This is a genomic window from Streptomyces sp. NPDC096105 (genome assembly GCF_044763335.1).
GTDB lineage: Bacteria > Actinomycetota > Actinomycetes > Streptomycetales > Streptomycetaceae > Streptomyces.
In genome coordinates this window covers 176,947-200,937 of the sequence record NZ_JBIWGC010000013.1, presented here as the reverse complement: position 1 = coordinate 200,937, position 23,991 = coordinate 176,947, and the positions used below count along the sequence as shown (strand labels likewise).

At 74.2% G+C, this 23,991-nt stretch carries 20 protein-coding genes and 2 pseudogenes; 9 read left to right on the top strand and 13 right to left on the bottom strand.

From position 1 onward, the window contains the following. The first annotated feature begins 5 nt into the window (after window positions 1-5). The 4 genes from ACIQ8B_RS21445 to ACIQ8B_RS21430 are packed head-to-tail and all read left to right on the top strand — an operon-like array spanning window position 6 to window position 5,204. The gene (locus tag ACIQ8B_RS21445) at window positions 6-794 is read left to right on the top strand and encodes a redox-sensing transcriptional repressor Rex (RefSeq protein WP_290005523.1); all 789 of its coding nucleotides are present in this window, start codon (window positions 6-8) and stop codon (window positions 792-794) included. Next, the gene (locus ACIQ8B_RS21440) at window positions 791-2,509 is read left to right on the top strand and encodes a glutamyl-tRNA reductase (RefSeq protein WP_403548773.1); all 1,719 of its coding nucleotides are present in this window, start codon (window positions 791-793) and stop codon (window positions 2,507-2,509) included. The genes ACIQ8B_RS21445 and ACIQ8B_RS21440 overlap by 4 nt, the downstream gene beginning before the upstream one ends. Then, the gene (gene hemC, locus ACIQ8B_RS21435) at window positions 2,506-3,501 is read left to right on the top strand and encodes a hydroxymethylbilane synthase (protein WP_290005528.1); all 996 of its coding nucleotides are present in this window, start codon (window positions 2,506-2,508) and stop codon (window positions 3,499-3,501) included. Before ACIQ8B_RS21440 ends, hemC begins: the two co-directional genes overlap by 4 nt. Beyond that, the gene (locus ACIQ8B_RS21430; protein ID WP_106413068.1) at window positions 3,498-5,204 is read left to right on the top strand and encodes a bifunctional uroporphyrinogen-III C-methyltransferase/uroporphyrinogen-III synthase; all 1,707 of its coding nucleotides are present in this window, start codon (window positions 3,498-3,500) and stop codon (window positions 5,202-5,204) included. The genes hemC and ACIQ8B_RS21430 overlap by 4 nt, the downstream gene beginning before the upstream one ends. Before the next feature lie 66 nt (window positions 5,205-5,270). Here ACIQ8B_RS21430 and ACIQ8B_RS21425 read toward each other — a convergent pair. The 9 genes and pseudogenes from ACIQ8B_RS21425 to ACIQ8B_RS21385 form a co-directional block, all read right to left on the bottom strand. Further along, window positions 5,271-5,852: pseudogene (locus ACIQ8B_RS21425) on the bottom strand (nucleotidyltransferase family protein); the annotation flags it as partial. Window positions 5,853-5,872: 20 nt separating this feature from the next. Then, the gene (locus ACIQ8B_RS21420) at window positions 5,873-6,493 is read right to left on the bottom strand and encodes a DUF4232 domain-containing protein (RefSeq protein WP_403548771.1); all 621 of its coding nucleotides are present in this window, start codon (window positions 6,491-6,493) and stop codon (window positions 5,873-5,875) included. 556 nt (window positions 6,494-7,049) lie between these two features. Continuing rightward, the gene (locus tag ACIQ8B_RS21415) at window positions 7,050-7,577 is read right to left on the bottom strand and encodes an SMI1/KNR4 family protein (protein ID WP_290005533.1); all 528 of its coding nucleotides are present in this window, start codon (window positions 7,575-7,577) and stop codon (window positions 7,050-7,052) included. Window positions 7,578-7,613: 36 nt separating this feature from the next. Then, window positions 7,614-8,027 (bottom strand): annotated as a pseudogene (locus ACIQ8B_RS21410) (DUF4232 domain-containing protein); the annotation flags it as partial. A 65-nt stretch (window positions 8,028-8,092) separates the two neighbouring features. After that, complete coding sequence (locus tag ACIQ8B_RS21405; protein ID WP_403548769.1) at window positions 8,093-9,319, bottom strand: hypothetical protein; 1,227 nt, start codon at window positions 9,317-9,319, stop codon at window positions 8,093-8,095. A 90-nt stretch (window positions 9,320-9,409) separates the two neighbouring features. Further along, entirely contained in the window at window positions 9,410-9,802 is a 393-nt protein-coding gene (locus ACIQ8B_RS21400) for a hypothetical protein (RefSeq protein WP_403548767.1), read from the bottom strand. A gap of 135 nt (window positions 9,803-9,937) precedes the next feature. Further along, entirely contained in the window at window positions 9,938-11,404 is a 1,467-nt protein-coding gene (locus tag ACIQ8B_RS21395) for a PLP-dependent aminotransferase family protein (RefSeq protein WP_403548765.1), read from the bottom strand. Window positions 11,405-11,418: 14 nt separating this feature from the next. After that, complete coding sequence (locus ACIQ8B_RS21390) at window positions 11,419-12,135, bottom strand: B3/4 domain-containing protein (RefSeq protein WP_403548763.1); 717 nt, start codon at window positions 12,133-12,135, stop codon at window positions 11,419-11,421. Beyond that, window positions 12,135-12,740: a LysE family translocator gene (locus ACIQ8B_RS21385; protein ID WP_403548761.1), complete on the bottom strand. Its 606-nt coding sequence runs from the start codon at window positions 12,738-12,740 to the stop codon at window positions 12,135-12,137. Before ACIQ8B_RS21385 ends, ACIQ8B_RS21390 begins: the two co-directional genes overlap by 1 nt. Before the next feature lie 267 nt (window positions 12,741-13,007). Between ACIQ8B_RS21385 and hemB the strand changes: the two genes are divergently transcribed. After that, entirely contained in the window at window positions 13,008-14,000 is a 993-nt protein-coding gene (gene hemB / locus ACIQ8B_RS21380; protein WP_403548759.1) for a porphobilinogen synthase, read from the top strand. 100 nt (window positions 14,001-14,100) lie between these two features. On the opposite strand, the gene ACIQ8B_RS21375 is transcribed toward hemB, so the two are convergent. Continuing rightward, window positions 14,101-14,835, bottom strand: a complete 735-nt coding sequence (locus ACIQ8B_RS21375) for a DUF4232 domain-containing protein (RefSeq protein WP_403548757.1) — start codon at window positions 14,833-14,835, stop codon at window positions 14,101-14,103. A 213-nt stretch (window positions 14,836-15,048) separates the two neighbouring features. Between ACIQ8B_RS21375 and ACIQ8B_RS21370 the strand changes: the two genes are divergently transcribed. Further along, entirely contained in the window at window positions 15,049-16,554 is a 1,506-nt protein-coding gene (locus ACIQ8B_RS21370; RefSeq protein ID WP_403548755.1) for a helix-turn-helix domain-containing protein, read from the top strand. 101 nt (window positions 16,555-16,655) lie between these two features. After that, window positions 16,656-17,864 (top strand): PLP-dependent aminotransferase family protein, encoded by a 1,209-nt coding sequence (locus tag ACIQ8B_RS21365; protein WP_403548753.1) that lies wholly within the window; start codon window positions 16,656-16,658, stop codon window positions 17,862-17,864. A gap of 19 nt (window positions 17,865-17,883) precedes the next feature. Here the strand turns inward: ACIQ8B_RS21365 and ACIQ8B_RS21360 are convergent, their stop codons facing one another. Continuing rightward, window positions 17,884-18,726, bottom strand: coding sequence for a DUF2690 domain-containing protein (locus tag ACIQ8B_RS21360; RefSeq protein WP_403548751.1), 843 nt, complete (start codon window positions 18,724-18,726; stop codon window positions 17,884-17,886). Next, window positions 18,723-19,502, bottom strand: coding sequence for a peptidoglycan-binding protein (locus tag ACIQ8B_RS21355; RefSeq protein WP_403548749.1), 780 nt, complete (start codon window positions 19,500-19,502; stop codon window positions 18,723-18,725). Before ACIQ8B_RS21355 ends, ACIQ8B_RS21360 begins: the two co-directional genes overlap by 4 nt. A gap of 284 nt (window positions 19,503-19,786) precedes the next feature. Between ACIQ8B_RS21355 and ACIQ8B_RS21350 the strand changes: the two genes are divergently transcribed. Beyond that, window positions 19,787-20,158 (top strand): peptidase inhibitor family I36 protein, encoded by a 372-nt coding sequence (locus tag ACIQ8B_RS21350; protein WP_290005556.1) that lies wholly within the window; start codon window positions 19,787-19,789, stop codon window positions 20,156-20,158. Window positions 20,159-20,247: 89 nt separating this feature from the next. Here the strand turns inward: ACIQ8B_RS21350 and argS are convergent, their stop codons facing one another. Continuing rightward, on the bottom strand, window positions 20,248-22,005 hold the full coding sequence (gene argS, locus ACIQ8B_RS21345) for an arginine--tRNA ligase (protein ID WP_403548746.1): 1,758 nt from the start codon (window positions 22,003-22,005) through the stop codon (window positions 20,248-20,250). A 223-nt stretch (window positions 22,006-22,228) separates the two neighbouring features. Between argS and lysS the strand changes: the two genes are divergently transcribed. Continuing rightward, complete coding sequence (gene lysS, locus ACIQ8B_RS21340) at window positions 22,229-23,971, top strand: lysine--tRNA ligase (protein WP_403548744.1); 1,743 nt, start codon at window positions 22,229-22,231, stop codon at window positions 23,969-23,971. Window positions 23,972-23,991: the final 20 nt, after the last annotated feature.

Here is a 23,991-nt window from a genome sequence, read left to right as displayed (position 1 = left end):
GCACCGTGGCAACTGGCCGAACTCACCGACCGGCGACCCGTAGCCGAGGGATTCCCGAGGCCACCGTCGCCCGGCTTCCGCTGTACCTCCGCGCCCTGACCGCGCTCTCCGAGCGCTCGGTGCCCACGGTCTCCTCGGAGGAGCTGGCGGCCGCCGCGGGTGTCAACTCCGCGAAGCTGCGCAAGGACTTCTCCTACCTGGGTTCCTACGGCACCCGGGGCGTCGGTTACGACGTCGAGTATCTCGTGTACCAGATCTCCCGCGAACTCGGCCTCACCCAGGACTGGCCGGTTGTGATCGTAGGAATCGGCAACCTCGGCGCCGCCCTGGCCAACTACGGAGGGTTCGCCTCCCGCGGTTTCCGGGTCGCCGCGCTGATCGACGCCGACCCCGCGATGGCCGGGAAGCCCGTCGCCGGCATCCCGGTGCAGCACACCGACGAGCTCGAGGCGATCATCCGGGACAACGGCGTGTCCATCGGCGTCATCGCCACCCCGGCCGGCGCCGCCCAGCAGGTCTGCGACCGGCTCGTGGCCGCCGGAGTCACCTCCATCCTGAACTTCGCGCCGACCGTGCTGACCGTTCCGGACGGCGTCGACGTGCGCAAGGTGGACCTCTCCATCGAGCTGCAGATCCTCGCCTTCCACGAGCAGCGCAAGGCCGGTGAGGAGGCTGCCGCCGAGGTCGCCACCGCGCAGGCCGCCGGCGCCGCCAACACCGCCGTCGCCGCCCAGCGCGAGGGCTCCACCGACCAGGGACCCGACGGGGACGTACCCGCCGTGATGCCGGCATGAGCCTCCTCGTCGTCGGACTGAGCCACCGCAGCGCCCCGGTCAGCGTGCTGGAGCGGGCGTCGCTGAGCGCGGACGCGCAGACCAAGCTGCTGCAGGACACGGTCGCCACGGAGCCCGCCTCCGAGGGCGCGGTCCTCGCCACCTGCAACCGCATCGAGCTGTACGCCGACGTGGACAAGTTTCACGCCGGTGTCGCCGAGCTGTCCACGCTGCTCGCCCAGCACAGCGGGGTCGGCCTGGAAGAGCTCACTCCTTATCTCTATGTGCACTACGAGGACCGGGCCGTGCACCACCTGTTCTCGGTGGCCTGCGGGCTGGACTCGATGGTCGTGGGCGAGGGGCAGATCCTCGGCCAGATCAAGGACTCGCTGGCCCGCGCGCAGGAGACGCACACCGCGGGACGGCTGCTGAACGACCTGTTCCAGCAGGCGCTGCGGGTCGGCAAGCGCGCCCACTCCGAGACCGGCATCGACCGCGCCGGGCAGTCCCTGGTCACCTTCGGCCTGGAGCAGCTCGCGCTCGGCGCCCCCGTCGAGTCCTGGGTCCGGGGCAAGAAGGCCCTCGTCATAGGCGCGGGCTCGATGTCCTCACTGTCCGCGGCCACGCTCGCGCGCGCCGGGGCCGCCGAGATCGTCGTGGCCAACCGCACGCCCGACCGCGCCGAGCGGCTGGTGCGGATCCTCACCGAGGGTGACGACACGGACGTGACGGCCCGCGCGGTCCCGATGACATCGGTGCCGTTCGAGCTGACACGTGCGGACGTGGTCGTCTCCTGCACGGGCGCGACCGGCCTGGTGCTGACCGCCGAGACGGTGGCCGCGGGCGTCGAGGGCCGGGCCGGCGGGGCGCCGGTCGTCGACCTCGACGCCGTCGCCGAGGAGGACGCCCGCGAGGACGCCCCGGCCGCGCAGCCGCAGACCTCCGCCGAGGACGGCTGCCCGGTGGACCTGCCCACGGTGCGGCCCGGCTTCTCCGTGATGGGGGAGGCGGCCGTCGCCGGGATGGACGCGGCCACGCTGGAGCAGCACGGCGCGTGGGCGGCGGGCTCCGCCGTCGACCGCCGGGACGCCGCCCGCGGCGGCGCCGGGCCGGAGGCGGACGCCGAGGTCATCGGCGCGCTCGCCGCGACCGCGTCCGCGATCGGCCGCATCCCCGAGCGGCGGCGGCCCGAGCCGGTGGAGGAGCCGCGGCGCCCCGAGCCCGTGCTCTTCCTGCTGGACCTCGCCATGCCGCGGGACGTCGACGCGGCGGCGCACCGCCTGCCCGGCGTGCGGCTGGTGGACATCGAATCGCTCGCGGAGGCGTCCGCGGACGCTCCGATGGCTGCCGATGTGGACCAGGTCCGGCGTATCGTCTCCGACGAGGTCGCCGCGTTCGGGGCGGCACAGCGGGCGGCGCACATCACGCCGACCGTCGTCGCCCTGCGGACCATGGCGGCCGACGTGGTGGCCGGTGAGATGGCCCGCCTGGAGGGGCGGCTCCCCGGCCTGGACGACAAGCACCGCGCGGAGATCACCCAGACCGTGCGACGGGTGGTCGACAAGCTGCTGCACGCCCCGACGGTCCGGGTCAAGCAGCTCGCGGCCGAGCCCGGCGGCGCCGGGTACGCGGACGCGCTGCGCACCCTGTTCGACCTCGACCCCGAGACGGTGGCCTCCGTCTCCCGCGCCGAGGAAAGCACCGAGAAGAACGCAGAGAACCGAGGGCCGGGATGACTGAGAAGGCACTGAGGCTGGGCACCAGGCGGAGCAAGCTCGCCATGGCCCAGTCCGGGCAGGTGGCGGATGCCGTGAGCCAGGTGACCGGACGGCCCGTCGAGCTCGTCGAGATCACCACGTACGGCGACGTCTCGCGCGAGCACCTCGCGCAGATCGGCGGCACGGGCGTCTTCGTCGCCGCCCTGCGGGAGGCGCTGGCGCGCGGCGAGGTGGACTTCGCGGTGCACTCCCTGAAGGACCTGCCGACCACGCAGCCCGACGAGCTGGTCGTGGCGGCGATCCCGGTGCGGGAGGACCCGCGGGACGTGCTCATCGCCCGGGACGCGCTGAAGTTCACCGACCTGCCGGCCGGGGCGCGCGTCGGCACCGGTTCGCCGCGCCGCATGGCGCAGCTGAACGCGTACGCGCGCAGCCGCGGCATGGAGATCGAGACGGTCCCGATCCGGGGCAACGTCGACACCCGCATCGGGTACGTCACCAAGGGTGACCTGGACGCGGTCGTGCTGGCGGCCGCGGGGCTCAACCGGGTCGGCCGCAGCGACGAGGTGACCGACTTCCTGTCGGTCGACACGATTCTGCCCGCCCCCGGCCAGGGGGCACTGGCGGTCGAGACCACCGCGGACAACGCGGACCTCATCGCCGCGCTCGCCGAGCTCGACGACCCGTTCACGCGGGTCGCCGTGACGGCCGAGCGGTCACTGCTCGCCGCTCTGGAGGCCGGCTGCAGCGCACCCGTGGGGGCGCTGGCCGACCTTCCCCCCCTCTCGGCTCCGCTCGAGCGGGGGGACTCCCGGACCGACGGGCAGACTGTCAAGGAAATGCGCCTGCGGGGCGTCGTCGGCTCGACCGACGGCTCCACGCTGGTGCAGTTGTCCACCACCGGTCCCGTGCCCGAGACGCACGAGGCGGCGATGGCGCTCGGTCGCGAACTCGCCACCGAGATGCTGGCGCAGGGCGCGGCCGGTCTGATGGGGGAGCGAGCACTTTGAGCCCCACCACTCTTCCCGCCCCTCCGGAACAAGGGCACGTCACCTTCCTCGGTGCCGGACCCGGGGATCCGGGACTGCTGACCCTGCGCGCCGTGGAGGCCCTGGCGAACGCGGACGTCCTCGTCGCCGAGCACGACGTGCTCGCCGTCGTGCGGACGCACGCCAGGCAGGGCGTCGCCGAGGTGCACACGGACGCGGACACGACTGCGTCGTCCACGCCGGGCCTGGGCACGCCCCAGCTGACGGTCGTTGACGGCGCGTCAACAACCGCCGCTGTCCCTGCGAATAGGGATGCCGCACATCTTGTCATGGAGGCCGCGCGGGGCGGCAAGCGGGTCGTCCGTGCGGTGTCCGGCGACCCCGGCCTTGACGCGTACGCCGCCGAGGAGATGCTGGCGTGCGCCTCGGCCGGGGTGCCGTTCGAGGTCGTGCCCGGTGTCGCCACCGCGGTCGGCGTGCCCGCGTACGCCGGTGTGCCGCTGCGGGACGCGCAGGGCACCGACGTGCGGTTCGTCGACGCGCGGACGGCGTCCGACCGGTGCTGGACGGAGGTCGGCGCCTCGGACGGCACGGTGGTCGTCTCCGCCACGCTGGACTCGGTGGCCGCCGCCGCGGGCGAACTGGTGTCCGCCGGACGAAAGCCCGACACCCCCCTGACGGTGACCGTCGCGGGCACCACCACCCGGCAGCGCACCTGGACGGCGACGCTCGGCACGATCGCGCAGACGCTGAAGCAGACCAAGGCGCTGCCCTCCCCGGAGGGCGGCCGGCCGGTGATAGCCGTGGTCGGTGAGCGTTCCGCCGCCGCCCAGCGGGACCGGCTGGCGTGGTTCGAGTCCAAGCCGCTGTTCGGCTGGAAGGTGCTCGTGCCGCGCACGAAGGAGCAGGCGGCGTCGCTCTCCGACCAGCTGCGGTCCTACGGGGCCGTGCCGCACGAGGTGCCGACCATCGCGGTCGAGCCGCCGCGCACGCCCCAGCAGATGGAACGTGCCGTCAAGGGCCTGGTCACCGGCCGCTACGAGTGGATCGCCTTCACCTCGGTCAACGCGGTCAAGGCGGTGCGCGAGAAGTTCGAGGAGTACGGGCTCGACGCCCGCGCCTTCGCCGGGATCAAGGTCGCGGCGGTGGGCGAGCAGACGGCCAACGCCCTGATCGACTTCGGGGTGCGGCCGGACCTGGTGCCGAGCGGCGAGCAGTCGGCCCGCGGGCTGGTGGAGGACTGGCCGCCGTACGACCCGGTCTTCGACCCGATCGACCGCGTCTTCCTGCCGCGCGCCGACATCGCCACCGAGACGCTGGTCGCGGGGCTCATCGAGCTGGGCTGGGAGGTCGACGACGTCACGGCCTACCGCACCGTGCGGGCCTCGCCCCCGCCGGCGGAGACCCGTGAGGCGATCAAGGGCGGCGGCTTCGACGCGGTGCTGTTCACCTCGTCGTCGACGGTCCGGAACCTGGTCGGCATCGCGGGCAAGCCGCACAACGTGACGGTGATCGCCTGCATCGGCCCGGCCACGGCGAAGACGGCCGAGGAGCACGGGCTGCGCGTGGACGTGATGGCTCCCGAGCCGTCGGTCCACAAGCTGGCGGAGGCCCTCGCGGACTTCGGCGCGCGGCGCCGGCTGGCGGCGCTGGAGGCGGGTGACCCGGTCACCCGGCCCAGCGAGCGGCGTCCGGGGGCGCGGAGGCGTCGGTCGACGACGTGAGGTGAGCCGAGGGTTGCTGACGGCGGGGCGTGTCTGCGGACACGCCCCGCCGTCGTCCCATGCCGTGGGCCACTCCAGCACGGTCAGCTCCGGCCACTGTCGGCGCCGGCGCGCGGTCTTCGCCTCGTACACGGCGCGCGGCGCGAGGACCGGGCTCGGCCGTACGACGAGCCCGAACACGTCGGACAGCCCGTGCGGAGCGTGGACGCGCCACCGGCCGCCGGGCGTGAGGCGGACGCCCAGGCAGCAGGTGGTCGCGGCGAAGCTGTCGATCGCGGCCCCGGTGGAGGTGCACGGGGCGCACGGGACGCCGGACTTCTGCTCGTACCGGAGGCGGACGCGGGCCTCGTTGCGGATCCCGGCCTCGGCGGGGAGGTCCGCGAAGACCTCGGCCGCGGCCCGGATCACCCCGTCCTCCGCCTCCCGGGGCAGGTCGCCGTCGTCGAAGTGGAAGACGTCGTCGTCCTTGATGCCCTCGCCGGGCGGGCGGCCCGTGACGACGCTCCACACGGTCTGGAAGAGACAGCCTGCCGTCAGGTACCAGCCGGGCGGCTCCGGCGTCGCCGTCCGGCCGAGCACCTCCAGCAGCGTTCCGTTCCGGTCGCGTGCCCTTGCCGGGATCAACGCGGAGTGGACGGGCCAGGTCACCCGGACGGCGTCCGGACAGTTCAGCCGCCCTGGCCCGCGCTGCCGATCGGGCCGACCCTCACCTTCGTGCCGGAGCCGTCCGTGACGGGCAGCGTGGCGGCCGGCCAGTCGAGGGTGACCGACTTCGTCTCGTTGGGCGGAGTCACCACCAGGCTCGTGACGCGGACGCCGGAGCCGCCCGAGTCGTTGACCGGGTGGACGACGGCGAAGGACACCGCCTCGCCGTCCTCGAGGACGACCGAGGGGGCCGCCTCGCCGGTGCGTTCGGCGGACAGCGTGCCCGCGTCGGTCCTCAGGTCGACGCCCGCGTAACCGGCGAGGGTGCAGTCACGGCCGCCGCCGTTGGTGAACTCCACCGCGACGGTGCCCTCGGTGTCGCCGTCGATGGTGACGTTTGTCGCGGTGACCTCCAGCTCGTCGGTGCGGCAGTCGTCGGCCTTGCCGCCCCCGTCGGCGCCGGCTCCGGCGACCGTGCCCTCCTGGGACTGGTCCGTGTCGCCGTCGCCGTTCGCGGAGGGGGCGGCGGGGGACGAGGCGGCCGGGCCGGGGTCCGCGGCGACGTCCTCCTCGTTCTGGCAGGCGGTCAGCGAGAGACCCGCGACGACGGCCAGGGCGGCGATGGTGAGCTTGTTGACGCGCATGGTGTCTTCCTCGGTGTCGGTGCCGGCCTTCGTGACGGACCGTCAGGGCGGCCGTTCCGCACCACAAGACCCGCTCCGTCCGCTCGCCGTTTCACCCGGCGCCCCACCCGGACACGCCTGTGACGAACGGATGCATGCGCGGTGACATCCGTACCGGGCTTGGCACGGACACCGGTGTGCCGCGGAGCGGAGCCCGGAAGCCCGGAAGCACGGGATTCGGCGGGCCGGCGGGCGGGGCTGCGGGAGCTGGAGGCGCACGGGTGTCTGCGGCGGGTCCGTGAGCACACGGAGGACGGGCCGCTGGTGACGCGGACGTACGCCCACCGCACGCCGCTGGACGTCCGGCGGAGCGGGCCGCCACCCCTCACCCGCATCGCCCGCACCCCTTCCGGGACTGTGACGGCGGTTGCGGACGGGTCTTCCGTGGCCCGGAGCCAGGTCCCTGCCGCGACTGCCGTGACGTGCGGGCGGGAGCGGGCGGGGCGGCGAGCGCGGCCTGAACCGAACCGGCATGTGAGGGCGGGCGCGTCGTCCCGCTCGGCGGGCGCCGGCGCGGTCAGCGGCAGAGGGCGTCGATGGACGCGGTGAAGTCCGGGAACTCGGCGCGGGCCTCGGCGATGATCGTGCGGGCCGGGCGGCGCGGTGTGGTGGCGTGGCGGGCGGCGAGGCCGGGAAGGGCGCCTTCGGGGCGCGGGGAGTGGTCGTCGTGGAGGACCGACTCCAGGGGACCGATGCCCTCCGCCAGCACCCACAGGAAGTCGGAGAGGCTGCCGGCGACGACGCCCGTCTCGCCCTCCGAGCCGAGGAAGACCACGGGCTGCTCGGTGAGGGGGCGGCCCGGGCGTATCCGCCAGAGGGCCGCGAGGCCGCCGGTGCCGTCCTGGCCGAACACGCGGAAGGCGTCGCCGTCCAGCTCCGGGTTCCCGGTCCACTGACGCAGCCAGTCGGTGGTCTCCCCGGCCGAGCAGAAGGTCTCGTAGGGTTCGAGGTCGATGCCCTCGCCGTCGGCGTAGTCGATGGGCGTGCGGGCCAGTTCGGCCAGGGCGGGCGGGAGGCGGCGGTCGTCGCCGGAGGTGTCGGTCATGCGAGGCACCGTAGCCGCGCACACCGACAGCCGGGGTCAGGACTGGGTGACCGGGCGCATGGCGAGGCCCTCCGTGGGCTGCCGGCCGGTGACGCGCTGGCCGTCGTCGGCCTGGAGGAACCCCTCGACCGGCATCGCCAGGCCGACCGGTTCCTCCGCCTCACCGCCGGGGCTGCCGAGGGTGAGGGTCATGAACGTCACCTCGTAGGTGTCCCGGTTGCCGCCGGCCGCCGGCACACCCGCGTACGCCGTGCCGCCGGGGACGAGGGCGAAGGGTTCGCCGGTCTCCGTGCCCTCCATGACCGGGGAGGGGCCCTGCGCGTCACCGAGCATGATCTCAGGGGCGTTCCGGACCTCGCACTCCTTGTCGCTCGCGTTGGCGGCGGTGATGAGGAGGCAGCGGGCCGGCTCGCCCTTCCCGTCGTGGTTCGACGCGGTGAAGGAGAGGTCCTTCCTCGTGCAGAGGTCCGGGTCCGTGGTGGCGGTTCCCGGTCACCGACGGACCCGTCGCCAAGTCACCGGCGCCGTGACCTGGGCGCGACCGTCAGGGGCCGGGTGCGGTTCACGTACGGGCGGGAGACGACCGTGACGCACACGGAGAGCGCTGCCAGGGCCGTGATCGTCACGGTGGGGGAGAGGAACTGCGCCGTGCCGCCGGCCACCGCCGCGCCGATGCCCTGCCAGGTCATGCGGCCCGCCGACTCCACGCCCTGCACCTGGCCGCGCACCTGCTCGGGCGTGAGAGCGAGCAGGTGCTCCTGGAGGGGGAGCGTGGCGGCGAAGCCCGCGCTTGCCAGGAACACCGCGACCGCCGCCACGGTGGTCGGCGGGTGCAGCGCGAAGAGGAGGTACGGCGCCGCGAGCAGCAGCCGCAGGGGGAACGCGCAGCGGCGTCGCCACGAGGCGCTCAGCAGCCGGCCGACGGTCAGGTCGCCGAGGAGCATGCCGGCGGACGCGGCGGCCAGCAGGATCCCCGCGTCCTCCTGGGCGTAGGGGATGAACAGGGCCTCGCAGCCGACGATCAGGCCGTTGGGCACCCACAGGTTGAGGAGCAGGGCGCGCGGTCCCGAGCGGGAGAGGAGGGCGGCGTTGGTCGTCCACGTCTCGCGCAGGCCGGGGCGGCGGGGCGGGCGGACGGAGCGTTCCCGTACGGTCGCGGCCGTCACGGCGAGCGCGGCCGCGGTGAGGGCCGCCGCCGCGAGGAACACGCCCTGCGGGGTGAGGTGGCGCAGCAGGACCGCGCCGAGCGCGAAGCCGAGGACGGAGGTGCCGCCCGCGGTGACGTTCATCAGCGAGCGCGCCGGGACGTACGCGGAGACGGGCACCGCCTCGGCGAGCAGGCCCATGCGCGTCCCGGTGTTGAGGGACTGGAAGAAGCCGAGCAGGAGGAGCAGGGCGAAGCGGGCGGCGAGGGGCATGCCCGGGACCGCCTGTGCGCAGGCGCCGGCGAGGGCGACGGCCTGGAGCGCGACCAGGGTGCGGCGCGGACGGCTGCCGTCCGCGACCGACATCAGCGTGGTCGCGCCGAGGACGGTCGCGAAGGTCGCGCCGTACATGCTCACGGCGGTGAGGAACGGTGAGCCGGTCGCCCGGTCGACGAGCGTGCCGAGCGCGAAGCCGGAGAGGGTGCTCGCGCCGACGGTGAGCGTGAAACCGGCGTACAGGCCGGCGAACTCGCGGTTGCGGAGCAGCGCGCGGTAACCGGGCTGGGGATCAGGGGTGTCGGTGGTGTCGGAAGGCATGAGAAAAGCCTTTGGGCTGCCCTGTCGGGGGCGCGCCAAAGGCTGACCGGGGGATCATAGCGGGTCCGGGGCGGCTGCCGGACCCGGTTCTCAGATCAGGCCGACCGACACCAGGCCGCCCGTCGCGGCGACCGTGGCGGCGAGACCGCGCAGGCCCGGAGTGACGGCCGTACGGCCGCCTCGGGTGGACAGCCGCAGCACGGCGTTCGCGGTGAACGCGGGGAGCAGCACGCCGAACACCGCGACGGTGGCGAGCGCTTCGAGGGTCGGTTCGACGGACGCCGTGAGGGCGCCGACCGCCATGGACGCGGCGGCGATCCCGTACAGCGCCGCCGGTACGAAGGTGAGGTCCTCGCCCGTCTGCGGAGCAGGACCGCGTCCCTTGGCGTGGTTCCAGTGGCGGCGTTCGGTGCCGACCCGCGCCGCCACCATGACGACCACCTCGACCGCCAGGACGATCACGGCGATGTGCTCGACCGACACAGCGTTCCCCTGTTCCCTGCCGTTGCTGCTCCGCCCGTGCTCCGTGCTCCTGCTTCCGACCGTACGGACGCCCCGGCGTCCGGGTGAAGCAACTTGAGGGAGTTCAGAGCCTCTTGGGCGGAAGACCCGTCGGGTTCAGGCCAAGGTGCGCAGCGCCGTGCCGAGCAGGGCCACGCCCTCGGCGAGCGTGCCGGGCGGGTCGGCGGCGTACCCGAGGACCAGGCCGGGGCGGCCGGGGAGCTGGCGGTGCCAGGAGAGGGGGTGGCACTTGACGCCCAAGACCAGTGCGGCGGCGGCCAGTTCGGTGTCGGGGACGTCCGGCGCGTAGGTGACCGTCAGGTGCAGGCCCGCCGCCGCGCCGTGGACGACCGCGCCCGGGAGGTGGGCGTGGACGGCGGCGATCACCGCGTCCCGGCGGCGGACGTGCCGGGCGCGCAGCAGCCGCAGGTGCCGCTCCAGGTGGCCCGTCTCCATCAGCCGGGCGAGGACGAGCTGCGGCAGCACCGCGCTGCCCAGGTCGGTGAAGCGTTTCGCGTCGGTCAGCGCCTCCAGGTGCCGCCGGGGCGGGAGCAGCCAGCCGATGCGCAGGGCGGGGGCGAGCAGTTTGGAGACGCTGCCCATGTAGCAGAGGCGGTCGGTCAGCAGGGAGCGCAGCGCGGGGACCGGCGGGCGGTCGTAGCGGTGCTCCGCGTCGTAGTCGTCCTCCAGGATCAGCCCGCCGTCCGCCGCCCACCGCAGCAGTTCGCGGCGGTGCTCCCCGCTGGTCACGACGCCGGTCGGGAACTGGTGCGCCGGGGTGAGCAGCACCGCCGGGGCGCCGGTGGCGCGCAGCGCCGCGACGTCCGGGCCGTGCGCGCCGACCGGGACGGGCGGGGTGGCGAGGCCGCCGTGCGCCAGGTGCTGGCGGGTGCCGAGCGAGCCGGGCTCCTCCACCGCGACGGCCGTCATGCCGTCCGCGCGCAGCACCGGGTGCAGCAGGGTGAGGGCCTGGGCGATGCCCGCGACGATCAGGACGCCGTCCGGTTCGACCGCGATGCCGCGGCTGCGGGCCAGCCAGTCGGCGACGGCGCGGCGCAACCGGGGAGCGCCGCGCGGGTCCCCGTATCCCAGGTCGGCGCTGGACAGTTCGGCGAGCACGGCCCGTTCGGCACGCAGCCACGCCGTGCGGGGGAAGGCGGACAGGTCGGGGCGGCCGGGGGTGAGGTCGATCCGCGCGTCGGCGGCGCGCAGCGCGTCGAAGGCGCGGGCGTCGGGGGATCCGGTGAACGGCGTGACGGGTGCGGGCCGCCGGGTACGGGGCGGCAGGGGAGGCGGGGGCGCCGCGACCACGACCGTGCCGCCGCGCCGGCGCCCCTCGACGTGGCCGTCCTCCGCGAGCCTGCGGTACGCCTCGGTGACCACGCCCCGCGAGACGCGGAGTTCGGCGGCGAGCAGCCGGGTGGCCGGGAGCCTGCTGCCGACGGTCAGCCGGCGGTCGGTGATCGCCTCCCGCACCTGCCGCGCGAGCCAGTCCGCCTTGCCGTCCGCGGGCACGTCGTCCGCCCGCAGCTGGAGGAAGTCCGAGCCGTGCGCCGTCCCGCTGCTGTCCGTCACCGCACTCATGGTGCCACGCACCGCTACGGCGCCCGTGTCGTGCCGTCGAGCGTGAACTCCGGTGCCTCGGGCGTGAGCAGGGCGGACGCCGGCGTGACCGGCCAGTGCGCGGCCAGCTCCTCGGCGAGGGTCTCCAGGGTCCGCGCGACGGTGTCCGTGCCGCCCTCGTGCAGCGCCTCCGTCACCACGAGGATCCGGCGGGTGCTCCCGCTCACCGCCGAGTGGCCGCTCTGCCGGCTGGTCCAGCGGCGGGCGTGCGCGCGTCCGGCGGAGTCGGCGTACGTCACCTCGCCGGGGGCCGGGTGCTCGGTGCGGCCGTCGAAGGCCGTGTACTCCTCGTCGCCGTGGGCGGGCCGCACCTCGAGCAGCGGGCCCGTGACGCGGTCGGCGTCGAGCACCGCGATCGGCACGGCGTACGCGACGGAGACCGCGTTGCACAGGTCGACGACCGGGTGGATGCGCGGGAGCGCGCCCTCCTTGCGCAGGCGGCGCAGCAGGGACTCGGAGGCGCAGCGGTACTGCGTCGGACGCAGTCCCATGCGGGCGAACGCCCGCCGCCACGCCAGCACTTCGGGGAACCGGCTCTCGGGGGCGCCGGCGAGCCGGGCGAGGGCGCGGGCGGTGTACGCCGCCACCCGCGGACCCGTGTCCGCCGTGCCGTCGACGCCCGTGGCGTGGAGCGCGCCCGCCGCCAGGCCCGGGTGGGCGGACCGGATCGCGTCCGCGTGCCGGAGGATCATCACGCCACCGCCATCCGGACGCTCAGACCGACGAAGCCGGCGGTGAGGACGGCCCGGAGCCCGGTGGTGATCCGGGGGCGGGCCAGCAGCCGGTCCCGCACGGCCGCCGCGCACACGCCGTACACGGCGAAGACCACGAAGGTCAGGGCCATGAAGACCGCGCCGAGCCGCAGCATCAGGCCGAGCGAGTCGCCGGAGCCGGCCGGGACGAACTGCGGGAGGAACGCGACGAAGAACAGCGTCGGCTTCGGGTTCAGCACGTTGATCAGCACGGCGGTCGTGATCACGCGGAGCGCGGGGCGCGGCTCGGACTCCGGCCGGACGGTGAACGCCTCCTTGTCGCGCAGCATCGCCCACGCCATGTACAGCAGATACGCGACGCCCGCGTACTTCACCACCGCGTAGGCGACCGGGCTGGAGTGGAGCAGGCCGGCGAGGCCGGTGACGGACGCCAGCAGGTGCGGCACGACGGCGATCGTGCAGCCGAAGGCGGCCACCAGGCCCGCGCGCCGGCCGTGGGACAGGCCGGCGGCGAGCGTGTAGACCACGCCGGTGCCGGGGGTGACCACCACGGCCAGGGCGGCCAGCAGGAACGCGAGACTCAAGGGAACCTCCGGGATCGTCGGTCCCCCCAGCCTGGTGGCGGCATGGTCCGGTGGACAGGGCCAAAGAGGGGCGGCCGGACAGGTCCACAAGCGGCGTTCAGCGGTGCCGTCATCCGGGAGGAGGCCTCCGGGGCGTCCGGCATGAGGTGCGGCCGCGGCCGGGGCCGGGACCGCGCGGACGTCCGCGGCCTCAGGGTCTCCGCGCCGGGGAGGGGGCCGACTGGGCGTCGGCAAAGGCACGGGCGGGGCGGGCGTAGCGTAGGCGGTATGACGACGTACGGATCCTTCCCCGGCACGCGCCCGCGGCGTCTGCGCACCTCCCCGGTCATGCGGCGCATGGTCGCCGAGACCCGGCTGCACCCCGCCGACCTCATCCTCCCGGCCTTCGTGCGCGAGGGCGTCGCGGAGCCGGTGCCGATCTCGGCGATGCCGGGGGTCGTGCAGCACACCCGCGACAGCCTGAAGAAGGCCGCCGCCGAGGCCGTCGCCGCCGGGATCTCCGGGATCATGCTGTTCGGCGTGCCGGAGGAGTCCGAGAAGGACGCCGTGGGCTCGGCGGGCACCGACCCGGACGGCATCCTCCAGGTCGCCCTGCGCGACGTCCGCGCGGAGGTCGGCGACGACCTGCTCGTCATGTCCGACCTGTGTCTCGACGAGTTCACCGACCACGGCCACTGCGGCGTCCTCGACGACAAGGGCCGGGTGGACAACGACGCCACCCTCGAGCGGTACGCCGAGATGGCGCAGGTCCAGGCCGACGCGGGCGCCCACGTGGTCGGTCCGAGCGGGATGATGGACGGGCAGATCGGCGTCATCCGCGACGCCCTCGACCAGATCGGCCGGGACGACGTCGCGATCCTCGCCTACACCGCCAAGTACGCCTCCGCCTTCTACGGCCCCTTCCGGGAGGCCGTCGGCTCCTCGCTCCAGGGCGACCGCCGCACCTACCAGCAGGACCCGGCCAACCTCCGCGAGTCGATGCGCGAGCTGGAGCTCGACCTGGAGGAGGGCGCCGACATGGTCATGGTCAAGCCGGCCGGTCCGTACCTCGACGTCCTCGCCAAGGTCGCGGACGCGGTGGACGTGCCGGTGGTGGCGTACCAGATCTCCGGTGAGTACGCGATGATCGAGGCCGCCGCCGAGAAGGGCTGGATCGACCGCGACAAGGCGATCATCGAGTCCCTGACCGGCATCCGCCGGGCCGGCGCCCGGAACATCCTCACCTACTGGGCCACCGAGGTCGCCCGCACCCTGCGCTGACCTCCGGGGGACCCGGATCCACGACCACGCCAGGACGGGCGGGTCCACCCGGTGCCGCAGGTGAACCCGCCCGTTCCGTCCGTCCTGGCCGCCGCCCGGCTCAGTAGGCGAGCGCGTCGTCCCTCGAGGACTGCCAGTACGTCACCGTCAGGCTGCTGTCGTAGTACACGCCCTCGGCCGGCAGGGACGGGATCGCGGCGGGACCGCCGTCGCTGAGCGGGGCGCGGCCCTGGAAGCCGACGGCGAGCTTCCGGCCGGTGGTGCCGGCCGTGCCGCTGCCGTCGGCGGCCGACAGGACGACCCCGGCGTACGCCGACTCACCCGGCTGCAGGGTGACCACGGCCTGCGGCTGGGAGTCCTCGATCGGCTGCGGCACCCACTGCATCTCGTCGAACCGCAGCACCGGGTGGTAGGTCAGGTGGCAGTTCTGCGAGCCGGTGTTCTCGACCGTGATCAGCATGTGGTTCACGGGGCGGGAGACCGGCTCGGCGGTGACGGAGGTGTTCGAGCCGTTGCAGGAGCGGAAGGCCGCGGAGCCGTCGCCGGAACCGGCCGACCGGGAGTCCTTCCCGCCGTTCTCCCCGTTCGTGGACGTGCCGGCCTGAGCGCCCTGGCCGTCGCCGCTCCCGGCCGGGCCCGTGCCGCCGCCCGAGGAGCCGTTGCCCGCGGTGCCGGCGGACGACCCCGCGGGGCTGTCCGCGGGGGCCGAGCCGGCCGGACCCGAGGCGGACGCGCCCTCGTCGCGGGTGCCGGTGCCGTCCTGGCAGGCGGTCAGGGCGAGCGAGGCGACGGCGGCACCGGCGGCGGCGAGCAGGCGGAGGCGGGAGGCGCGCATGGCGGATTCCTTGTCGTCAAAAGGGACTTGGCCCAGCCGCCCCACCGATCGGCGGGAGCGGCGTGCTTGGATGACCAGAGCGTGCGGTGTGATCCGTCCCGGCCGCCACAGTCGGCGGGCGATCCGGGACGCTGAAACGCTCACACCGCCCTGACCTGCGAGAACGTCCGTCCCCTGGAACGGTGGAACGGGACACGGGGGAGTGGAGGAACGGTGTCGGAACAGACGGCCGCGGCGGATTTCGCCACGTTGCTGCGGGAGTTGAAGGACCGATCGGGGCACAGCTACGGGGTCCTCGCCAAGCGGCTCCACATGAGTACGTCGACCCTGCACCGCTACTGCAACGGGGACGCGGTGCCGACCGACTACGCGCCGGTCGAGCGGCTGGCCCGGCTGTGCAAGGCGCGCCCCGAGGAGCTGGTCGAGCTGCACCGCCGGTGGGTGCTGGCGGACGCGGTGCGGGGGCGGAAGGGGGCGGCAGCGACCGAGACGTCCTCGGCCGCGAAGCCCTCGGGGGCTGCCGAGACGTCCTCGGCCGCGGAGCCCTCGGGGGAGGAGCCCTCGGGGGAGGAGGGCTCGGGCACCGGACCCGGGGAGGCGGCTTCCGGTGCCGCGCCCGAGGCTGAGGCGTCCCCGGCCGCCCCGGCCGGCCCACCGCCTACCAGTCCCGCCGGGGCGGGGGCGCCGGGGACCGGCCCCACGGACGCCGATACCCCCGACGGGGATGCCCCCGACGGAAGCGCCTTCGACGGGGCGGACCCGGCCCGCCACCCGGCCACCCCGGCCCCCGCCCGGCGCCGTACCCGCACCGCCGTCCTCACCGGCATCGCTGTCGCCGCGGTGGCCGCCGGGATCGCCTTCGCCGTCGGGCTGCCGGGCGGCGGACCGGACGGCGACGGCGACGGCGGCCGGCACCGCCCGGCCGGCGCGGCAGGGGTGACCGCCGAGGAGACCGCCCCCGCGTCGTCCTCGCCGTCCTCCTCCTCCGCCGGCTCCCGTTCCAGCGCCTCCGCGTCCCCCTCGGGCAAGGACAAGGGCCCGACCGGGACGCCCGCCGGGTCCGCGCCCGCCGACGCGCCGAGCGTCGGTGCGGAGAGGAGCGGCGTGCCGGTCACGGTGCAGGCGGAGCCGTACGCGTGGGAGAGCCCCTGCTCGCAGCGCTATCTGATCGACAAGCCGGCGAGCGAGGTGAACCCGCCGCCGGTGGAGGAGGCCGCCCCGGCCTGGGTGGCGGCGCAGGGCGCGGTGTCGTCGGGGCAGCAGTACCTGCGGCTCACCGTGCAGGGCACCGGTCCCGAGACGGTGGTCGTCGACGGCCTCACCGTGCGGGTGGCGGGCAAGCGGGCGCCGCTCGCCTGGAACGACTTCGCCATGGCCTACCCCGGCGTGGGCTGCGGAGGCTCCGTGCCGACGCGGGCGTTCACCGTCTCCCTGGACTCGGCGCGGCCCGCCGTCACCCCCGAACCGGGGAACCAGGACTTCCCGTTCAAGGTCAGCGAGTCCGACCCGGAGGTGTACTACATCACCGCCTCCGTCTCCGCCCACGACGTCGACTGGTACCTGGAGCTGAAGTGGTCCAGCGGCGACCGCAGCGGCACGCTCACCGTCGACGACGAGGGCCGCCCCTTCCGCACCAGCGGCAACGAGGGCCGTCCGGCGTACGAGTTCCCGATCGGCGGCGACGGGTGGGTGCCGGAGGGGACGACGAAACTCGGGTAGGCGGTGCGGCGGACGTCCGGATCGCGGAAGGGCGCATGTAGAAGGCACGCGTTTTCCTAGGCTGCGGTCACGCGCCGTCACCCGGACCGAGGAGCCGTGCCATGACCGTCACCGACCTGCCCGCCGCCCCCGCTCCCACCCCGCGGCTCGCCGCACGGGCCTCGGCGGTCGGCGGCTCGCCCGTCCGGGACATCCTGGCCGTCACCGCGCGGCCCGAGGTGATCAACTTCGCGGGCGGGCTCCCGGCACCGGAGCTGTTCGACGCCGAGGGCATAGCGGCGGCGTACCGCGCGGTGCTCGCCGGGACGCCCGCGCGGGCGCTGCAGTACTCCACGACGGAGGGCGAACCGACGCTGCGGGCCGCGCTCGCCGAACGCGCCCGCGCGCGCGGGCTGCCCACCGGGCCGGACGACCTGCTCGTCACCACCGGCTCCCAGCAGGCGCTGTCCCTCCTCGCCACCGCGCTGCTCGAACCCGGCGACACGGTCCTCGTCGAAGACCCCTGCTACCTGGCGGCACTTCAGTCCTTCGGCCTCGCCGGGGCGCGGATCGTCGCGGTGCCCGGCGACGAACAGGGGCTGGACCCCGAGGCGTTGGAAGAGCTGGTGGTCCGGGAGCGGCCGAAGCTGCTCTACACCGTGCCCACGTTCCAGAACCCCACCGGCCGCACCCTCCCCGCCGCCCGCCGGGCCGCCGTCGCCGAGGTCGCCGCCCGCCGCGGACTGTGGATCGTCGAGGACGACCCGTACGGCGAACTCCGTTACGAGGGCGCGCGGGTGCCGTGGATCGCCGCCCACCCGGGCGCGGAGGACCGCACGGTGCTGCTGGGCAGCCTCTCCAAGATCATGGCGCCCGGACTGCGGCTGGGCTGGCTGCGGGCGCCCGAGGGGCTGCGCCGCGCCTGTGCCGTCGCCAAGCAGGCCGCCGACCTGCACACCCCGACCGTCAACCAGCTCGCCGCCGCCCGTTACCTCGCCGACCGCGACCTGGACGCCCACGTCCGCCGCGTGGCGGGCGTGTACGGCGAACGCCGGGACGCCATGCTGGCCGGCCTCCCCGACGCCCTCCCCGCAGGGTCGGTCTGGACCCGCCCCGGGGGCGGCATGTTCCTCTGGGTGCGGCTCCCGGAGTCGTACGACACCACGGCCCTGCTCCCCGAGGTGGTCCGGCACGACGTGGCGTACGTCCCCGGCGCCCCCTTCCACGCCGGCGCACCCGACCGCTCCACCCTCCGCCTGTGCTTCGTCACACAGACCCCGGAGGAGATCGCGGAGGGGCTGCGGAGGCTGGGGGCGGCGCTGCGGGCGTGACCGCGGACCCCGCGAGGGCTCACCGCACCTCGGCCTCGAAGCACTCCGGCCCGGAACCGGCGCCCGCCGGGTGGAAGCAGGCGCGGACGACCGTGCCGGGGGCGGTCTCCGCCATCGGGGTGTAGAGGTACGCCCGCGCGTCCAGGGCGTCCGTCACCTCGGCGGAGCGGGGCGGGCCGGGCGCGGTCAGCTCGATGCGGTCGCCGATCTCGGCGGCCCACATCCGCGCCCAGCTCGTCCCGCACCGGGGGCTGTGCCGCAGCTCCAGCCGGGCGCCGGCCATGGCGCGGTACGTGGTGAGGGTGTCCGGCGCGACCCCGCACAGCATGGTGAAGGGGTCCTTGCCCGCACAGGACGCGCCCCGGCAGCGGGGCGGCGGCGCCACGGTCGCGCCGGAGGGCGCGGCCGCGTGGGCGGATCCGTCCGGCGTGTCGTCGCCCGCCAGCAGGACGGCCGCGGTGACGACCGACACCAGCACCGCGAGCACCGCGGCGACCGCCACCGCACCGCGCAACGGCCGATTCCGGTTCGTCCCTTCGGGTGGCGGTGGCGCACCGGCCTCCTGCCGAGGGGGCTCGCGGGACGGCGGCGGTGGTTCCGGCGGGGCGTGGGCGGCGCGTCCGCTGCCCGCCGCCTCCGCGATCTCCCACAGCGCGAGACAGCGCCCGTCCGGTTCGCCCGCCAGACGGCACAGCGCCCTGACCGCCTCGCGGGGCGGCAGAGTGTCGCCCTTCAGGTAGCGGCCCCAGGAGGACCTGCTGAACGGGGTGCGCTCCTCCAGACCCGTCAGGCTCAGCCCGGTGCGCCGCCGCACCTCCCGCAGGGCGGCGGCCAGTTCGGCTCGTTCCGGTGGGGGCGTCATCCGCGCAGGGCTCCCCAGGTGTGGGGGCCGACGATGCCGTCCACGACCAGACCTTCCCTCTGCTGGAGCCGCTGGACGGCCCGCTCGGTCCTCGGACCGTAGATGCCGTCGATGTCGCCGGGAGGGAACCCGGCCCGCCGCAACAGGCACTGGGCTTCAGCGACATGAGCCCCCGCATGTCCGTTCGCCAGGATCGCGTCCTGGGTCCGGCTCAGTCCCGCGAACCACTGCCCGTCGGCCCGCTCCACCCGGCAGGTGTACGACGTGGCCGTCGGCGACACCTCGACGCCGGCCGGCGCGGCCTGCGAGACCGCCGGGGGCCGCGCCCGCCCCTCGTCGTCCCCGGCGGCCCGCGCCACCAGCAGCGCGGCCGACGCGACCACCAGCACGAACGCGACGACACCGGCGACGACGGCACCCCGCGGGGGCCTGCGGCGGGCGGGTGGTCCGGGTGCGGCACCGGTCGGTGCGCCGTCGTTCGCCGTGGCCGCGGCCGGGCTCGTACGCCGTCCCGTCCAGGCCGCCGACGCGACCTCCCACAGCGCCAGCAGGCGGGTCGGGTCCTCCCCGGCGACCGCCGCGACCGCCTCGACGGCCTCCTTCGGCGGCAGCGACCTGCCACCGAGGTAACGCTCCCACGACGACGTGCTGTACCCCGTCTTCGCCGCCAGCTGCCGCATGCTCAGCCCGCTGTGGTCCTTCAGCCGGCGCAGGCTCACCACCAGGTGCCGCGCCCTCGGATCGAGCTCCGCGGGCAGCGCTTTCCAACGCGACATGATTCCCCCGATCGCGTGCGTGGATTCTCCCCCTTCGCATTCTGCAACACCTCGGTTCACACGTGCGGGAGTCGGCGGTCGGCTCCGCTCCGATCCGGCCACCGCCCGCCACCGTCCCGCCGGGACGTCCCACGGGGCTGGGAAACCGCAGGTCAGAGACTGGCGTGTCCCACGGTGACGTCACTTCACCGGCAATCGTGGCGGTCCCTGGGCGGCTTCCGCCAGTCTCGGTGACGAGCCGGCCCGCCGAGCCGGCGCAACCCGCGTTCCGAAGGGGGAACAGCATGACCATCACCCGCAAGCTCGCCGTCCTGGCCACGGGGGCCGTGATGACCGGGGGCCTGCTGGCCGGCACCGCGGGCGCCGCCGAGGCGGCGCCGTCCGCCGCGAGCGACTGCCCGTCGGGCTGGTTCTGCGTCTGGGCCGGGAAGAACTACACCGGTCGCATGCAGAAGGTCGCGGGCAACAACGCGGACCTGACCCAGTTCGTGGTCTTCCAGGGCTTCAAGTCCTGGTACAACCACGGCGCCTCCTGCGACTACCGCTGGTACGACCAGACCAACTACAGGGGCAACACCGCGGTCCTCAAGCGGGGGGCCAAGGGGACCGGCGACCAGGTCTGGTTCCAGAAGTCGAACAAGTGGGTCAACTGCTGACCCCCGGTCACGGAGGACCCTGACACCACCGCGGCCCGTCCTCCCTGCGGGGGAGAGGACGGGCCGCGGCCTGTGTTCCGGCCAGGGCGTCAGAGCCGCTCGGGCGTCCTGATGCCCAGCAGGGCCATGCCCTTGGTCAGCGTGCGGGCCGTGAGGTCGCACAGGAACAGCCGGTTCTCCACCTGCTCCGGCGTCTCCGCCTTCAGCACCGGGCACTTGTCGTAGAACGACGTGTACAGCGACGCCAGTTGGTACAGGTACGCCGTCAGCTTGTGCGGCGCGTACTCCGCCGCCGCCTCGAACACCGTGTCGCCGAACGCGTCCAGGTGCAGCCCCAGCGCCCGCTCGGCCGCGTGCAGCTCCAGCTCCGGGTGCGCGGCCGGCCGCACCTCGCCGGCCTTCCGCAGGATCGACTGGATACGGGCGTACGCGTACTGCAGGTACACCGAGGTGTCGCCGTTGAGCGAGACCATCTGGTCCAGGTCGAACTTGTAGTCGCGGTTCGGCGACGTCGACAGGTCCGCGTACTTCACGGCGCCGATGCCGACCTGCGCGGCCCGCTCCCGGATCTCCTCCTCGGTGAGGTCCTTCGCCTTCTCCCGCACCACCTCGGCGGCCCGCTGCACGGCCTCGTCCAGCAGGTCCTCCAGCCGTACGGTCTCGCCCTCACGGGTCTTGAACGGCTTGCCGTCCGCGCCCAGCACCGTGCCGTAGCCCATGTTGTGCGCGGTGACGTCGTCGCCCAGCCAGCCGGCCCGGCGGGCGGTCTCGAAGACCATCTTGAAGTGCAGCGACTGCCGCACGTCCACGACGTACAGCAGGGTCGTCGCGCGCAGGTCGACGACCCGGTTGCGGATCGCGGTCAGGTCGGAGGCCGCGTAGCCGAAGCCGCCGTCGGCCTTCTGCACGATCAGCGGGACCGGCTGGTCGTCCTTGCCGCGGATGTCGTCGAAGAACACCACCAGCGCGCCCTCGGAGCGGACCGCGACGCCCATCTCCTCCAGCAGCCGCGCGGTCTCGGGCATGCCCTCGTTGTACGCGGACTCGCCGACGATCTCCTCGTCGCGGATCTCCATGTCGAGCTTCTCGAAGACGGAGGAGAAGTAGACCTTCGACTCGTCCACGAACTGCTGCCACAGCTCGAGGGTCTCCTTGTCGCCGGACTGCAGGGCGACGACCCGCTTGCGCGCCCGCTCCTTGAACTCCTCGTCCGCGTCGAACAGCGCCCGCGAGGCCTTGTAGACCCGGTTGAGGTTCGACATGGCCTGCTCGCCGTCGACCTCGGAGGCCGGGGCCAGCTCGCCCGGGTGCTCCAGCAGGTACTGGATGAGCATGCCGAACTGGGTGCCCCAGTCGCCGATGTGGTGCCGGCCGATCGTCTTCTCGCCGGTGAAGTCGAGCATGCCGCGCAGGGCGTCGCCGATCACCGCGGAGCGCAGGTGACCGACGTGCATCTCCTTGGCCACGTTCGGCTGGGCGTAGTCGATCACCGTGGTGCCCGGGTTCGCGGCGAGCGGCACACCGAGGCGGCCGGTGTCGTCCGCGTACCGCGCGGCCAGGTTCCCGGTGATCGCCCGGTCGGCGATCGTGATGTTGAGGAAGCCGGGGCCGGAGACCTCGACGTCCTTGAGCACGTCACCGGTGGTGAGGTGCGAGACGACCTCGGTCGCGAGGTCGCGCGGGTTGGCCTTCGCCTTCTTCGCCAGCGCGAGGATGCCGTTGGCCTGGAAGTCCGCCCGGTCGCTGCGTCGCAGCAGCGGGTCCGCGGACGTCTCCGGCCGGGCGGCGGAGAGGGCGGACGTGAGCTGCTCGCTGACGAGATCGGTGAGCGATGTGACCGAGGCCATGGAGTGGGTGCCGTTCTCCTCGTGGGTTCAGATAGACACGGCCAGTATCCCACGGGGGGTAAAGCGGTTTTCCCGTCCGCGGGCGCGGCGGGCGGCCTCCGCGCACGCCCGCCGCGCCCGCGCGGAGGCCGGTGAGAAGGCGTTTTCGCGGTGGCCGGGGGAGCTGGGAGAATGGGGCGGTCAGCCGTGCGACCGTACCGGCTGCCCGAGCAGAAAGAAGGACGTGCCGATCGTGGCTCAGAGCACCGAGACCACCGACTGGGTCTCCCGTTTCGCGGATGAGGTCATCGAGGAGTCGGAGCGTCGGGCCCCGGGCAAACCGGTCGTCGTCGCGTCCGGACTGTCCCCCTCGGGCCCCATCCACCTGGGCAACCTGCGCGAGGTCATGACCCCGCACCTGGTCGCCGACGAGATCCGCCGCCGCGGCCACCGGGTCCGGCACCTGATCTCCTGGGACGACTACGACCGGTACCGCAAGGTCCCGGCCGGCGTCCCCGGCGTGGACGGGTCGTGGTCCGAGCACATCGGCAAGCCGCTCACCTCCGTCCCCGCCCCGAAGGGCTCGTCGCACCCGAACTGGGCCGAGCACTTCAAGGCCGCGATGATCGGGTCGCTGGCGGACCTGGGCGTGGAGTTCGACGGGATCAGCCAGACGGAGCAGTACACCTCCGGCGCGTACCGCGAGCAGATCCTGCACGCCATGCGGCACCGCGCGGACATCGACGCGATCCTCGCGCAGTACCGCACGAAGAAGGCGCCGGCGAAGAAGCAGCAGCAGAAGCCGGTGGACGAGGCGGAGCTGGAGGCCGCCGAGGGGTCGGGCGCCGCCGCCGAGGACGACGGCAGCTCCGGCTCGGCCGGGTACTTCCCGTACAAGCCGTACTGCGGCAACTGCGAGAAGGACCTCACCACCGTCACCTCCTACGACGACGACTCCACCGAGCTGTCGTACTCGTGCACCTCGTGCGGCTTCTCGGAGACGGTGCGGCTGGGCGAGTTCAACCGCGGCAAGCTGGTCTGGAAGGTCGACTGGCCGATGCGCTGGGCCTACGAGGGCGTGATCTTCGAGCCCAGCGGCGTGGACCACTCCTCGCCGGGCTCGTCCTTCCAGGTGGGCGGGCAGATCGTCGGGATCTTCGGCGGCAAGCAGCCGATCGGCCCGATGTACGCGTTCGTCGGCATCAGCGGCATGGCGAAGATGTCGTCGTCCAAGGGCGGTGTGCCCACCCCGGCCGACGCCCTGAAGATCATGGAACCGCAGCTGCTGCGCTGGCTGTACGCCCGCCGCCGGCCGAACCAGTCCTTCAAGATCGCCTTCGACCAGGAGATCCAGCGCCTCTACGACGAGTGGGACCGGCTCGACGCCAAGGTCGCCGACAACACCGCGCTGCCCGCCGACGTCGCCGCGCACTCCCGCGCGGTGCGCACGGCGAGCGGTGAGCTGCCGCGCACGCCCCGGCCGCTGCCGTACCGCACGCTGGCCTCGGTGGCCGACATCACCGCCGGCCACGAGGACCAGGCGCTGCGCATCCTCAGCGACCTCGACCCGGCGAACCCGCTGAGCTCGCTCGACGAGGCGCGCCCGCGCTACGACAAGGCCGAGGCGTGGATCAACACCCACGTCCCCGCCGACCAGCGCACCATCGTCCGCGACGAGCCCGACACCGAGCTGCTGAAGTCGCTCGACGAGCAGGCGCGGGAGTCCCTGCGGCTGCTGCTCGACGGCCTCGCGGACAACTGGTCCCTGGACGGGCTCACCCACCTCGTCTACGGCGTCCCGAAGGTCCGGGCGGGCTTCTCCGCCGACGCCACGCCCAAGGAGCTGCCCCCGGAGATCAAGACCGCCCAGCGGTCCTTCTTCGCCCTCCTCTACCAGCTCCTGGTCGGCCGCGACACGGGCCCGCGCCTGCCCACCCTGCTGTTCGCGGTGGGGCAGGAGCGGGTGAGGCACCTGCTCGGCGCGTGACGCGCGGACCGACGGGAACG